The sequence below is a fragment of the Pseudodesulfovibrio halophilus DSM 5663 genome, from assembly GCF_059568665.1.
Genome location: NZ_JCANTV010000012.1, coordinates 103,520 through 115,952 on the forward strand (window position 1 = coordinate 103,520; position 12,433 = coordinate 115,952).

Annotated in this window: 16 protein-coding genes; 10 read left to right on the forward strand and 6 right to left on the reverse strand. The window is 63.6% G+C overall.

Annotated features, from left to right (window positions below):
- The first annotated feature begins 1 nt into the window (after position 1).
- Positions 2-1,273 (forward strand): glycerol-3-phosphate dehydrogenase subunit GlpB, encoded by a 1,272-nt coding sequence (gene glpB, locus BR24_RS11200; RefSeq protein WP_496541567.1) that lies wholly within the window; start codon positions 2-4, stop codon positions 1,271-1,273.
- Here glpB and BR24_RS11205 read toward each other — a convergent pair whose 3' ends face one another.
- The 6 genes from BR24_RS11205 to BR24_RS11230 all read right to left on the reverse strand — a co-directional run bounded on the left by BR24_RS11205 (position 1,274) and on the right by BR24_RS11230 (position 6,351).
- Positions 1,274-2,299, reverse strand: a complete 1,026-nt coding sequence (locus BR24_RS11205; protein WP_496541568.1) for an HD-GYP domain-containing protein — start codon at positions 2,297-2,299, stop codon at positions 1,274-1,276.
- 136 nt (positions 2,300-2,435) lie between these two features.
- Entirely contained in the window at positions 2,436-3,536 is a 1,101-nt protein-coding gene (locus BR24_RS11210) for a hypothetical protein (RefSeq protein WP_496541569.1), read from the reverse strand.
- 19 nt (positions 3,537-3,555) lie between these two features.
- On the reverse strand, positions 3,556-4,491 hold the full coding sequence (locus BR24_RS11215; protein ID WP_496541570.1) for a tetratricopeptide repeat protein: 936 nt from the start codon (positions 4,489-4,491) through the stop codon (positions 3,556-3,558).
- 109 nt (positions 4,492-4,600) lie between these two features.
- Positions 4,601-5,272: a hypothetical protein gene (locus BR24_RS11220; protein WP_496541571.1), complete on the reverse strand. Its 672-nt coding sequence runs from the start codon at positions 5,270-5,272 to the stop codon at positions 4,601-4,603.
- A complete protein-coding gene (locus BR24_RS11225) occupies positions 5,256-5,816 on the reverse strand; it encodes an isoamylase early set domain-containing protein (protein ID WP_496541572.1) in 561 nt (186 codons plus the stop codon). Before BR24_RS11225 ends, BR24_RS11220 begins: the two co-directional genes overlap by 17 nt.
- The gene (locus tag BR24_RS11230) at positions 5,806-6,351 is read right to left on the reverse strand and encodes an RNA polymerase sigma factor (RefSeq protein ID WP_496541573.1); all 546 of its coding nucleotides are present in this window, start codon (positions 6,349-6,351) and stop codon (positions 5,806-5,808) included. Before BR24_RS11230 ends, BR24_RS11225 begins: the two co-directional genes overlap by 11 nt.
- Before the next feature lie 148 nt (positions 6,352-6,499).
- Here BR24_RS11230 and BR24_RS11235 point away from each other — a divergent pair, with 148 nt between their 5' ends.
- The 9 genes from BR24_RS11235 (at position 6,500) to proB (ending at position 12,430) form a co-directional block, all read left to right on the forward strand.
- Positions 6,500-7,018 (forward strand): nitroreductase family protein, encoded by a 519-nt coding sequence (locus BR24_RS11235; protein WP_496541574.1) that lies wholly within the window; start codon positions 6,500-6,502, stop codon positions 7,016-7,018.
- Positions 7,019-7,639, forward strand: a complete 621-nt coding sequence (locus tag BR24_RS11240) for an MBL fold metallo-hydrolase (protein WP_496541575.1) — start codon at positions 7,019-7,021, stop codon at positions 7,637-7,639. It abuts the gene before it with no gap.
- Positions 7,640-7,702: 63 nt separating this feature from the next.
- On the forward strand, positions 7,703-7,909 hold the full coding sequence (locus tag BR24_RS11245; protein WP_496541576.1) for a hypothetical protein: 207 nt from the start codon (positions 7,703-7,705) through the stop codon (positions 7,907-7,909).
- A gap of 4 nt (positions 7,910-7,913) precedes the next feature.
- Positions 7,914-8,522 (forward strand): flavodoxin family protein, encoded by a 609-nt coding sequence (locus tag BR24_RS11250; protein ID WP_496541577.1) that lies wholly within the window; start codon positions 7,914-7,916, stop codon positions 8,520-8,522.
- Positions 8,519-9,250, forward strand: coding sequence for a ComFC family protein (locus BR24_RS11255; protein WP_496541578.1), 732 nt, complete (start codon positions 8,519-8,521; stop codon positions 9,248-9,250). The genes BR24_RS11250 and BR24_RS11255 overlap by 4 nt, the downstream gene beginning before the upstream one ends.
- A gap of 78 nt (positions 9,251-9,328) precedes the next feature.
- Positions 9,329-9,640: a 50S ribosomal protein L21 gene (gene rplU, locus BR24_RS11260; protein WP_496541579.1), complete on the forward strand. Its 312-nt coding sequence runs from the start codon at positions 9,329-9,331 to the stop codon at positions 9,638-9,640.
- A gap of 18 nt (positions 9,641-9,658) precedes the next feature.
- Positions 9,659-9,928, forward strand: coding sequence for a 50S ribosomal protein L27 (gene rpmA, locus BR24_RS11265; RefSeq protein WP_496541580.1), 270 nt, complete (start codon positions 9,659-9,661; stop codon positions 9,926-9,928).
- A gap of 290 nt (positions 9,929-10,218) precedes the next feature.
- A complete protein-coding gene (gene obgE / locus BR24_RS11270) occupies positions 10,219-11,298 on the forward strand; it encodes a GTPase ObgE (protein ID WP_496541581.1) in 1,080 nt (359 codons plus the stop codon).
- Positions 11,276-12,430 (forward strand): glutamate 5-kinase, encoded by a 1,155-nt coding sequence (gene proB, locus BR24_RS11275; protein ID WP_496541582.1) that lies wholly within the window; start codon positions 11,276-11,278, stop codon positions 12,428-12,430. The genes obgE and proB overlap by 23 nt, the downstream gene beginning before the upstream one ends.
- The last annotated feature ends 3 nt before the right edge of the window (positions 12,431-12,433 follow it).

The window sequence follows — 12,433 nt, forward strand, 5'->3', positions numbered from 1 at the left end:
CATGGCAGACACCATCCATTGCGACCTCGCGATAATCGGCAGCGGCATTGCGGGCATGGCCGCAGCGGTCTTTGCATGCAACCGCGGCATGAGCGTGGCGCAGGCGGGCAACACCGGTTCGCTGGCCTACACCACCGGCTATTTCGACCTGCTCGGCGCGATTCCGGCCACGCGGGAAAACGACAAGGCCTCGCCCGTCAATGAACCGTTCAGCACACTGCCGGAGCTGCTGAAATCCTTTCCGCAGCACCCCTACCGCCTTGTCGGCGAAGCGGACATGCGCGAAGCGTTCACCGAACTGACGGAGTTCCTCTCCCGCTCCGGCCTTCGCTATGAAGGCGGCGGCGAGCAAAACCATCGCCTCCCCAGCCCTGCCGGGACGCTCAAGCGCACGTGGTTCGTGCCCGCAACCATGCGTCACGCGGAGGACATGCTGGCAGACGCCGAGGAGTGCGTCATCGTGGATTTCGCGGGCCTCAAGGGATTCAGCGCCTGTCAGATTGCTTCCAACCTCTCCGCGAAACGGGCGAACCTGCGCGCCGAGACCGTTCGGCTTCCCGGCCCGGGCGGCGAGGTCTACGCTGAAAACGTGGCCCGGATGCTGGAGACCGAACGCGGCCGCGAGAGCTTCGCCGCCGTGATTCAGCCGCTGATCGGCGACGCGGCGTGGCTCGGCCTCCCTGCCTGCCTCGGCATCTATCGCCCCGAGGACGTCCTCGCGGACATGGAGAAACGCCTCGGCGTGCGGATATTCGAGATTCCGACCATGCCTCCGGGGGTGCCCGGCATCCGCATCAAGGAAGCCTTCGAGGAAGCCTCTTCCGGCATGAACCTGCGACTTTTCCGTCAGCAGAGGATGGTCTGGGAAGGCGAGCACGACGGCCTTTACCGGCTGCGCGTCACCGGTACCAGCGTGGAGCGCGAAGTGCTGGCGAAAAACGTCCTGCTCGCCAGCGGTCGTTTTCTTGGCGGCGGGTTGGCCGGGGAACGCACCGGCATCCGCGAGACCGTCATCGGCCTGCCCGTGCAGCAGCCCGAGAGCCGCGAGGACTGGCACCGCGTCGATTACTTCGACCAGCGCGGCCACGAAGTGCATCGGACCGGACTGGTCTGCGACGATTCGCTTCGCCCGCTGGGCAGTGATGGACGGCCATTCGCGAAAGGACTCCACGCCGCGGGCTCCGTGCTCGCGGGGGCGGACTGGATGCGCATGAAATGCGGCGCGGGCGTGGCGGTCACCACGGCTCTGGCCGCCGTGAAGAGCATGAAATAATCAGCTTTTCGGGCCGGAGCGCGGTACGAACGGCAGGGGGCACGGCTCCTCCCGCCTGAGAACGAGCTGCTCCAGTAGCCCCGCAAGGCGACTGTCATAGGAAGGGTCGTCCGCAAACTGGCGGACGGCCTTTTCCATTTCCCGGGCTCCGTGATACGGACGCTCGCCCACCGACGCGCAAAAGGCGTCGGCAAGGCCGCAAATCCGGGCGTTCAGGCCGACGGCCTCGCCACGCAGCCTGCCGGGATAGCCGGTGCCGTTGACCCGCTCGTGATGGTGCTGCACGCACTCCTCCACCACCGGATCCTTCACCTTGAGCCGGGCCAGCATCATCATTCCCGTGTCCGGGTGCTTTTTCATGGACTGTCGCTCGTTGTGCATGAGCACGCCGGGCTTGTCGCGGATGAATCCGGGCACGCGGATCATCCCCACATCGTGCAGCGCCAGCCCGAGGGCGAGGCTGCCGAGCTCCAGTCGCTCAAGATCGCGCCACGCGGCCATGACCCGCAGGCCAAGACCGATGAAAATGGTGTTCACGGTGTGGATTTCCAGCGAGTATCCGTATCCCAGCGTGCGGGCCAGAAACCCTATTCGGCAGGGGTTCGTCCAGATGTACTCGCACAGCACGCCAAGGTCTGCGCGCACGCTTTTGAGGCTGTTGTGCGTGGGCTGATCGTAGAAGACGCCCATCTTTTCCACCAACGCCCGAAAGAACGTTTCGGCCACGTCCCGATTATCCAGCTCGTCCTCCACCAGAACGAGCCCGAGGTTCTTGCTGAGGTGCTTCGCGTAGGTGCGGTAATCTTCCCGATGCAGGAACAGCCGCCCCTCGTCACAGGTGCGCTCCGCCTCGCGCCGCCGGTCCGGGCTCATGGGCTTCTCGGCCTCGTGAAACAGGTCGATCCGCTCCAAAAGCTCGTTCCACTCGTACAGCCGTACCGGAGGGACATCCTCGGGAAACGTGGAAAGCAGATTCCTGCTGATCTGCAGGTACTGTTCGCGTAACTGCTCCGTCAAATCCGACATCGCGACCTCCGGGTTCGATGGTGGTGCGAGCATAGCGCGTTTCGGGCTTTTTTCAAAGCAGACGACCGCAGAGCATGAAAAAGGAGCGGCCCGCCTCTGCGGACCGCTCCTGCGTCTTCCATATGGAGGGACCGGGCTAATTGTTGCCGTTGCCGTTGCCGCGGCCCTTGCCCTTGCCCTTTCCGTTGCCTCCGGCCTTGCTGTTGCCGCCGGCTCCCTTGCCGCTGTTGCCGCGTCCGCCGGATGCGGATGCGCTGGAAGCGGACTCGGAACCCTTGGCGCCGCCCTTGGCCTTGGAGGAGGCGCGGCTCAGGCCGATGGCCTTGCCCTTGGAGTTGCCCTTGCCGCCCCGCACGCCGGGAGTCTTGGCGATACCGGTCTTCATGTTGCGGGATGTCCGGCGTCCCTTGGCGAGGCCCATGCCCTTCCCGCGGCCGTTGCCCGGTCCGGACACGGCTGCGGAGCGCTGGGTCTGCCCGCGGGCCTTGGTGTGTCCCATGCCGAGGATGCTCGGATGCAGGCCCAGTTCCTGAGCGATCTGCCCCCAGCCCATGCCCTGATCGCGCATGGAGCCGATGTCTCCGGCATCGAGGGATGCGGCTTCAGCCACGGCCTCGGCAGCGGCCTGTTCATTGGTCTGCGCCGCAGCCAGATCTGTTTCGGCTGCCGCAAGGCCGGACTCGGCTGCCGCAAGGCTGGATTCCGCTTCCGCAAGGTCGGCCTGTGCTGCTGCGAGGTCAGCTTCTGCGGCTGCTGCCGCTTCGTCGGTTTCCGCGGCCGCAAGGTCTGCCTCGGCGGCCTCGACATCGGCCAGAGCGGCATCGACAGCGGCCTGGGCGTCGGTGACATCGGCCTGCGCCTCGGTCACATCCGCCTGAGCGGCTTCCGTCTCGGCAGTTGCGGCGTCAAGATCACCCTGCATCTCGGCTGCGGCCTGTTCGGCTGCAGCTTCGGCAACCGTGGCGGCACGTTCGGCCTGAGTCGGATTGGCAAACGTCGATGTTTCCCCGGTCTCGTCGCCGGTGTCGGTTCCGGTATCAGTGTCCGTTTCGGTACCGGTGTCGGTCTCCGTTCCGGTATCCGTTTCCGTGCCGGGGTCGGTCTCCGTGGTGGTGTCGGTTTCCGTAACCGCGGTCTCGTCACCGGTGGCATCCGTGTCGGTCTGGGCCATGGCCGCGGGTGCGGCCAGCATCAGAACCAGCATGGACAGCAGTATATACTTCATGAAAATCTTCATGGCTTCATTCTCCAAGCGGCTACTCGACCACCGTGATGAACTTTACCGTCTCATCAAGGGTCATGGCGCCGTCTTCGGTTTCAACCTTTTCCCCCTGCCCGAACCAGCTCGGCTTGAGGCGGGAGGGATCAACTTCGGGCCACATCCTTGAAACGTAGTTGCGGATGAGCAAGGCCTTCCGTTTGGCTGCGTCCTCGCCGGATGCGTCGAACACGACGACGTGGACATCGAGCTTTCTGTTGTTGTCCAGCATGGCCCCCAGCACGGAGAGCGAGGGCTTGGACTCGTCGGTCAGCTTCATCATGGTGCTGCCCTGCTCGAAGCGGGGCACCCTGAGCGTAATCTTGCGCTGTCCGATGATGTAGTTGCGATACGTGTAGTCCCCGAGCGAGTTCAGGTTTTCCGTAGCCTTGAATCCGAGAACGCCGTCGGGATAGGCTTCCATGAATTCGAGCCAGGCCTGATGCGCCTCTTCCTTGCGTCCCAGCCCGTAGAGGGCCTCGCCCCGACTGTAGAGCGCTTCGGGGTTGAACGGGTCAAGTTCGAGAACGCGATCATAAAACGCCAGGGCCTTTTCCCATTCACCTCTGTCAAGGTAGTTGTGCGCGAGATAGAGATTCGCGGAGACGTGACGGGTATTGGCCTGAAGCGCGCGGCGGTAGGCCTCGCGCTCCTTGTCGAAGTTCAGAAGCGCCCAGTTGGCCACGCCGACCCAGAAGTGGTAATCCGAGTCTTCGGGTTCCAGCTTCGCGGCCTTCTCCAGATAGGGAAGCGCCGGCTCCGGCTCCTGCTTGGCCATGTACATCCTGCCGAGATAGTAGTTGGCCGCAGGATCGTTGGGATTTTGCGCAAGTTCCTGTCGCATGCTTCTGATACCTTCGTCGTATTCTTCCTGTTGCAGGTAGTGCGCCCCGGTGAGCGACGGTACGCATCCGGTGCAAAAGACCAGCAACATCAGCACAATTGCCGAAACAAAACGGCTTTTCACTTTCAGGACTCCCATGTGTTCGCGAACAAAGCGTCCTTGTTCTCATTTACGGATCAGGGGCCATGTGGTCACAGCCCTATTTCCTTTCTTCGAAAAGACCTCTTGATGTCAGCCCGAGCAGGGCCATGGCGTCACGCACGGTTCCGCCCTCGTTCAGGACCTCCACGGCAACCTTGGCCGCGGCCTCGTCCGAGAGCCCTCGCGACCTCGTCAACGTGATCACGCGGGAAAAATACCGCCACTCGCCGTCGAGCGTGCCGGACCGAAAGCCGGCCTCGAAGATGCGCATGGCGTCCCTCACCGGATACTCCAGCTCGCCGAACATGCCGAGCATGTCCATTCCGAGGGAGAAACGATCGAGCTGCTGGTCGGGGAACCGCTTGAAATAGACGCGCACGGCCTGTTCGGAAGCGCCGGAGCCGATGGCTTCGCCTGCGAGGACCTCCTTGTAGGGATCCCGCTCGCCGGGTAGATCGGACAACGCGGCGCGCGCCCTGAGGTAGCTGTCGAGGTGGGCTTTGAGCACGGCGGCCACGCGCACGGCGGGCACGCGCTTGGCGCGCCCCTCCATGGCCTTGGCCTCGAGCAGGGACGTGGGAAAGCGAAGCGCCTGCGCCTGCTCGAGAACCGCCGCCACCTGCGGGCTCCAGCTCTCGTGAGAACGCTGCAGGCCGTCGTCCGCGTTGGCGGAGACAGCCTGCAACGTCAGAAATGTCGTAAAGAGGATGACTCTACAAAGACTGTTCATGATCCCCTGTAAGGTACAGTAGCGAATTTCGATTCCCGAAACCGTCGTCGCGGCTCAACGGAGCCACAGGATCGGGCACGACGCGTTCGCCGTCCACGAGGAAAACGTATTCGTGCGTTCCGGGGGGCAGCTCAAGGTCGGCGACCCATGCGTCCAGCGACTTGTCATATCGCATGGCGGCTTCGTCCGGAGACCAGTTGTTGAAGGAGCCTATCACGGCCACCTGTCTCGCGTCGACATTCTTGCCGAGCACGAAGCGAACGGGAACCGACTCCGCACCGCCGGGAGAGACGGCCATGCGCTGCATGGGCAGGGCCAGCACCACCAGAAGCGCGGCTACTGCCATGGCCGGGACCACTCTGACCGGCGTTATCCGGATGGTGATCGGCCTGCGCATCCACAACAGGAACCGCTCCCACAGGGTCGGCCTGCGCGGCTCCAGAGAAGACATGACCCTGTCAGCGAACCCCTCCGGGACGTCTTCCCGGGGCATCTCGCGGATCATGCCGACAAGCATCTGATCATCAAAGCGTTCATTGGTCATGCTGTTCGCCTCCGAACCGTTTCCTGAGCATGCACAGCCCTCTGGAAACCCTCATCTTGGCGCCGCTCACGCTGATGGACAGCGCCTCGGCAATATCCTTCATGCTGCAATCCTCCCGAAAGCGCAACACCAGCGCTTCGCGGTAGGCTTCGGGCAGCCTCTCGATTTCGTTTGCCATACGCTGACCGTCCAGCCTTGTCTGCATGTCCACGGGCGGCACTCCTTCTCCGAGGCAATCCGGATCCAGCCCGGTGTATTCGCGCCCGGACTTGCGCATGTGATCCCTGAGCAGATTCATTCCGATGGCATACAGCCACGGAAAAAACCGCTTGGACGCGTTGAACCTGCCGATGGCGGCATAGGCCTTGGTAAACGTCTCCTGAGCCAGATCCGCAGCGGTTTCGCGCTCCATGCCGCTTCGAAGCATGAGGTTGTAGATCGGTCCCTGGTAACGCTCCACCAGAAACCGGAACGCCTCAGTGTCTCCGGACTGCACATCACGTATGATTTCCTTTTCCGCTTCGCTCTCGCTCAACCTCTCGCTCCGTCCGGGGCCCCGGTTCACAACTACGTTTCAATACCATATACGCCCGAGCCCGCGTCCGGTCACAGGGTTTCGGCACTTGCTACGTCCAACCGCATAATGTACCCACAAAGGCTAACCCAAAACTACCGGAGTTGATATGATTGAAATGGACACTCCAGTGCTGAAGGCAATCAGAGAACGAAGAAGCATCCGCAAGTTCACCGAGGAGGCGGTCTCCCGGGAAGACATCCTGACCATCCTCGAAGCGGGCCGCTGGGCTCCCAGCGGACTGAACAACCAGCCGTGGCGTTTTCTCGTCATCCCCGCGGGCGACCCGCGACAGGAGAAGCTGGCAGAATGCACCAAATACGCCCATGTGGTCCGCCAGAGCGCGGCGCTTATCTGCGTCACGCTCGACAAGGAGCGCATGTACAGCGAGATGAAGGATCATCAGGGCGCGGGCGCCTGCATCCAGAACATGCTTCTGGCCGTGCACGACCTGAGCCTCGGAGCCGTCTGGCTGGGCCAGATCATCAACGACCAGGACGCGGCCCTCGAAGCGGCCGGCATCCCCGACACTCAGGAACTGCAGGCGGTGCTTGCGATCGGACAGCCCGCACAGGACGGCACGTCCTCCCGCCTCGAACTCGCCGACCTCATGCTGGAGGAATTCTAGATGACCGTTAAGACCATCCCCCTCGGCCCGCTCGAAACAAACTGTTACGTCCTGTCCGACGGCGGCCGGGCCGTGGTGGTGGACCCCGGCGGAGACCCGGGGCCGCTGCTCGGCTACCTCGAAGAGCAGGGGCTCGAAGTGGACGCGATTCTCAACACGCACCTGCACTTCGACCATACGCTGGGCAACAAGGCCCTCGCCGACGCCCTCGGCAAGGACATCCTCGCCTCCGAGGACGACCGTCCCCTGCTGGATACCGAGCTCGGCGGCGGCGGAATGATGGGCCTGCCCGAAGTTCCGGCGTACGATTTCAAGCCGCTTACCCCCGGAGAAACCGAGTTTGCGGGAATGCGCTGCCGCATCTTCGCCACGCCCGGCCATTCACAGGGCAGCCTGACGTTCTACTTCCCGGACGCCAGGTGCGCCTTTGTGGGCGACCTGCTGTTCTACCGCTCCATCGGCCGCACCGACTTTCCGGGCGGAAGCCTCGACGTGCTGAAGAAGTCCGTCGAGGAGAACATCTTCCCCCTGCCGCCGGAGACGGTCCTGTATCCGGGGCACGGCCCCGAGACCACGGTGGGCGACGAGAAGAACCACAACCCCTTCTTCACGGGACTCTAGGAGGCAGCCATGAGCGAAGAAGTCGTCCGCGCCGACATCCGCGGCAAGTGCTGAGGCCTGACCATGGAGATAGGTTGGTATCTCCGCTTCGCCAAGTCTGACAGAATCGAGCTGACGGCAGACCCCGGCGCCGTGCCGCAGATTTTCTACGTGCTGGACATCCACCCCGAATGGGACGTGGACATCGAGAACGTCGAGGATCACGTGGTGGCCCACTATCGGCGCAAGGAGCCGGTATGGTCCCGGGCCGAGGCCGCAGGGCAGGAGTAACCGCGTGAGCTTCGCCGCCATATTCGCATGCAGCCACCGCAAGGGAGGCAACACGGACCACGCCGCCGAGCTCATGGCGCAGGGCGTCATGGATGCCGGGGGCGAGGCCCGAGTGTTTTACGTGCGCGACTACGCCGTGGAGCACTGCCTCGCCTGCGGGGCGTGCGAAAAGGCCGCCGGGCAGCCCCCGGAAAAGTGCTGCGTGCTCTCGCCTCGCGACGACTCCATGGAACTGTTCCGGCCTCTGCTGGAGGCCCGGACCGTTTTGATCAGCTCGCCCATATATTTCTACGCTCTGCCCTCGCGCTTCACCGCCCTCATGGACCGCTCACAGCAGTTCTGGGCCGCCCGAAATCGCGGTGAACCGTGGCTCGCCGGGCTGCCCGCCCGCACCGCCACGCTTGCCATGGCCGCGGGCCGTCCGCGCGGGGAAAAACTCTTCGAAGGCGCAGAGCGCTCCCTGAGATTCTTCCTCAAGGACTATGGGACCGAGATCGGACACTCGCTTCACTTCCGCGGCAAGGACGGCCCTGACGACATGCGGGCCGACGAGTCCGCGCGGGAGCAACTCCTGCGGGCCGGTCGCGAGGCGTGGGCCGGATCGGGATCGTGACGTTCGCCGGGCTGCTCCGACGCCTTGGCCTCGACGCGGGACGCTGCGCGCTGTGCCCGTCGCAGACATCGTTCGGGAAACTGTTCTGCGAAGACTGCGCCCGAAGGCTTCACCCTCGCGTCGGTGGATACTGCCCCCGATGCGGCGAACTCGCATCAAACCCGGACAGCACGCCGACCCTGTGCGCCATGTGTCGAATAGAGCCGCCGCCGTGGGAACGCATCCACTTTCACGGCGCCTACGACGACCTGCTGCGGGAGATGGTCCTGCGCCTGAAGTTTGCCGGAGGCATCCAGATGGCCGCGCCCCTGCGGGTCCTTCTCAGGCAGTCCCTGCGCGGCGAGGGACCTTTGCCGGAGCTCGTGGTTCCGGTCCCGCTCCACCCCGAACGGCTTCGCTGGCGCGGTTTCAACCAGAGCCTGCTGCTCGCGCGCGCCGTGGCGGCGGACCATAAGGGCATGCTGGCCCCGAAAGCCTTGCGCCGCATCCGGGCCACGCGTCCGCAGAGCGAGCTGGGGCCGGGGGAACGCAGAAGGAACCTTTCCGGGGCGTTTGCCGCCGGCGCAGAAACAGTGCGCGGCAGGAGCGTCCTGCTCGTGGACGATGTGTTGACCACGGGGACCACGATGCGCGAGTGCGCGCGGGTCTTGCGCAGGGCCGGTGCATCGCGTGTGGAGGCCCTTGTGCCGGCGGTTGCGGACGCCTCGGACCAGCCGCATAAAAAGTAAAAAAATGCATCGTCGGGTCTTGACTTTCTCGACCCTTTGGAGATAGGTTGCCGCTCTCTGACCAGATGGAGGTAGACAATGTTTGCAATTATCGAGACCGGCGGAAAACAGTACCGCGTAGAAGAAGGTCTTGAACTCAACGTAGATCTGATGAAGGTCGAAGCCGGGGAATCCCTCAGCATCGACAAGGTGCTTCTGGTGGACAACGACGGCGACACCAAAGTAGGTGCTCCCTACGTCGAAGGCGCTGCCGTGGAATGCGAAGTGCTCGGACACAATCGCGGCAAGAAAGTCGTGGTGTTCCACAAGCTGCCGAAAAAAGACGCCCGCAACACCAAGGGCCACCGCCAGGACTACACTCAAATCAAGGTCAAGGCCATCAAGGCCTAGCCCTGCCAGGAGGACATCATGGCTCATAAGAAAGCTGGTGGTAGTTCCAGGAACGGACGCGACAGTGCCGGACAAAGACGGGGCGTAAAGCGCTTCGGCGGTCAGGAAGTCGCAGCAGGCAACATCCTCGTGCGTCAGCTCGGCACCAAGGTGCATCCGGGCAACGGCGTCGGCATGGGCAAGGACTACACCCTGTTCGCCCTCGTCGACGGTACCGTCGAGTACGAGAAGTTCACCCGCAAGAAAGCCGTAAAGACCCGCGTAAACGTGGTTCCCGCCGAGGCCTAGGCCCGGCGCCCGGTCTTAAGGATTTCCCTTCGGATGGGAGGCGTCTTTCAGGCGCTTCCCATCCGTTTTGGTGTTTGAAATCCGAGTCCCGCCCAGCGGGGTCTTCCCGCGTATGCACCGCCGGCCGGGCCTACCCGGAAGGCGTCCCGCCGGAGGATGTGAACAGCTCGCATCGAACAACTTCGGCGTTCCATTTTCCGCAGGTTTCGGCATAATGCCGGAACAGCGCAGGGCGTGAAATCATCTCATCGGCACGGATATCACGCCTGCCTCACGACCACGGAGACATCATGCGATTCGTAGACGAAGCGACCATCAAGGTAATCTCGGGCAAAGGCGGCAACGGCTGCGCCTCCCTGCTGCGCGAAGCCAACAATCCCAAGGGCGGCCCCGACGGTGGCGACGGCGGACGCGGCGGCGATGTGATCCTGCGCGCCAGCTCCCGCCTCATGTCGCTGTACGACTTCCGCCTCAAGCGCAAGTACGCCGCCAGAAACGGCCAGCCCGGCATGGGTCGCGACCGTTACGGCAAAGCCGCGGACGACCTGTACATCGACCTCCCTACCGGCACGCTGATCTTCGAAGTCACCGAGGACGAAGACGGCAACGAGACCGAGCGCCTCGTGGCCGATCTGGTGAACGACGACACCGAAGTGGTCATCTGCAAGGGCGGTCAGGGCGGACGAGGCAACCTGCACTTCAAATCCAGCGTCAACCGCACCCCGCGCTATGCCGAGGAAGGCAAGTCGGGCGAGGAAAAGAAGCTCCGGCTCGAGCTCAAGATTCTCGCTGACGTTGGCCTGCTGGGACTGCCCAACGCCGGAAAATCAACTTTCATTTCACAGGTTTCCGCAGCCCGGCCCAAGATCGCGGCCTACCCGTTCACCACCCTCGTACCCAACCTCGGCGTGGTGGAGGACGAGTGGTTCAACAAGATGGTGATCGCCGACATCCCCGGCCTGATCGAAGGCGCGAGTCAGGGACAGGGCCTCGGCCACACGTTCCTCAAACACGTGGAGCGCACCCGCTTCCTCGTGCACATCCTCGCGGCCGACGATCTGGATCCGGAGAATCCGCTGGACGGCTACTCCATCATCGACGACGAACTGGCCGACTACAACCCCGAGCTGGCAGACAAGCCGCAAATCCGGGTCATCAACAAAATCGACACCCTGGACCAGGATACACTGGAAAACCTCAGGGAGAAATGTCAGGATTCCGGCGTGTTCTTCATTTCGGCACTCAACGGTGACGGAGTGGACGAGCTGCTCGACGCCATGTGGAACAGGCTACACGAACTGAACAGGGCCGAAAAGGAAGCCGAGAACAAGGCCGGAGATCCGGACGATGACCAGAGAGAATCCGCGTAAAGGGCTGCTTCAGCAGGCACGCCGCGTATTGGTGAAGGTGGGCAGCGCCGTGCTGACCCGCGAGGAAGGGCTCAACCGCGAGGCCATGATCCGGCTTGCCGGACAGCTTTCCCGCCTGCACGACAGGGGGATGGACATCATCCTCGTATCCTCGGGCGCCGTCGCCGCCGGGCGAAAGCGCATGCGCGAGGCCCACAACGGCCAGATGCCCGACATGGACGACCTGCCCGCGCGTCAGGCTGCATCGGCCGTGGGCCAGGGCCGCCTCATGCACGACTACGACGAGGCCTTCGGCTGGTTCGGCAAGACCACCGCGCAAATCCTCATCACCCGCGACGGCCTGAGTGATCGCCACCGCTTCCTCAACGCGCGCAACACGCTGGAGCGCCTGCTCTCGTGGGGCGTCATCCCCATCGTCAACGAAAACGACACCGTGGCGGTGCAGGAACTGGAGTTCGGTGACAACGACACGCTTGCCGCCATGGCCCTCGGCCTTGCCGGGGCGGACCTTTTCGTGAACCTCACCAGCGCGGACGGCGTGTTCGACGCCAACCCGGACAGCAACCCCGACGCCAAATGCCTGCGCATCATCGAGGACATCTCGGCCCTCAACTTCGAGACCATGTGCGACGGCAAGACCAACGTGGGCTCGGGGGGCATGTACTCCAAGCTCCGGGCCGCGCACCGCGCCGCACAGCTCGGCGTGGCCACGCTCATCGTCTCGGGCAAGGGCGAATTTTCCATTGAACAGGCCTTTGAGGACGAAAGCCACGGCACCTTCATTCTGCCGGTGGAAAACACCGTCTCCAGCAAGAAATTCTGGCTGGCCTACCACGAAGACCCCGCAGGCACCCTCACCGTGGACGCCGGAGCCGCCCGCGCCCTGACCGAAGGCGGCAAGAGCCTGCTCCCGGCCGGGATCAGAAAGATCGAAGGCTGCTTCCCCCGCGGAACGCTGGTGCGGGTCGTGGCAGGCGACGAGATGCTCTGCGTCGGCCTCTCCAACTACTCCTCGGACGAGCTGCACTCCATCGCCGGGAAAAACTCGGCGGAGATCGCCCAGAGCATCGGCCCGGTTCCCTTTCAGGAAGCCATCCACCGCGACAATCTGCTCATGGACGCGGCTATCTAGGTA

Excerpts from the sequence above, each read along its gene's own strand:
- glpB (WP_496541567.1), top strand. The coding sequence starts at position 2 with ATGGCAGACACCATCCATTGCGACCTCGCGATAATCGGCAGCGGCATT.
- BR24_RS11205 (WP_496541568.1), bottom strand. The coding sequence starts at position 2,299 with ATGTCGGATTTGACGGAGCAGTTACGCGAACAGTACCTGCAGATCAGC.
- BR24_RS11210 (WP_496541569.1), bottom strand. The coding sequence starts at position 3,536 with ATGAAGATTTTCATGAAGTATATACTGCTGTCCATGCTGGTTCTGATG.
- BR24_RS11215 (WP_496541570.1), bottom strand. The coding sequence starts at position 4,491 with ATGTTGCTGGTCTTTTGCACCGGATGCGTACCGTCGCTCACCGGGGCG.
- BR24_RS11220 (WP_496541571.1), bottom strand. The coding sequence starts at position 5,272 with ATGAACAGTCTTTGTAGAGTCATCCTCTTTACGACATTTCTGACGTTG.
- BR24_RS11225 (WP_496541572.1), bottom strand. The coding sequence starts at position 5,816 with ATGACCAATGAACGCTTTGATGATCAGATGCTTGTCGGCATGATCCGC.
- BR24_RS11235 (WP_496541574.1), top strand. The coding sequence starts at position 6,500 with ATGATTGAAATGGACACTCCAGTGCTGAAGGCAATCAGAGAACGAAGA.
- BR24_RS11240 (WP_496541575.1), top strand. The coding sequence starts at position 7,019 with ATGACCGTTAAGACCATCCCCCTCGGCCCGCTCGAAACAAACTGTTAC.
- BR24_RS11245 (WP_496541576.1), top strand. The coding sequence starts at position 7,703 with ATGGAGATAGGTTGGTATCTCCGCTTCGCCAAGTCTGACAGAATCGAG.
- rplU (WP_496541579.1), top strand. The coding sequence starts at position 9,329 with ATGTTTGCAATTATCGAGACCGGCGGAAAACAGTACCGCGTAGAAGAA.
- rpmA (WP_496541580.1), top strand. The coding sequence starts at position 9,659 with ATGGCTCATAAGAAAGCTGGTGGTAGTTCCAGGAACGGACGCGACAGT.
- obgE (WP_496541581.1), top strand. The coding sequence starts at position 10,219 with ATGCGATTCGTAGACGAAGCGACCATCAAGGTAATCTCGGGCAAAGGC.
- proB (WP_496541582.1), top strand. The coding sequence starts at position 11,276 with ATGACCAGAGAGAATCCGCGTAAAGGGCTGCTTCAGCAGGCACGCCGC.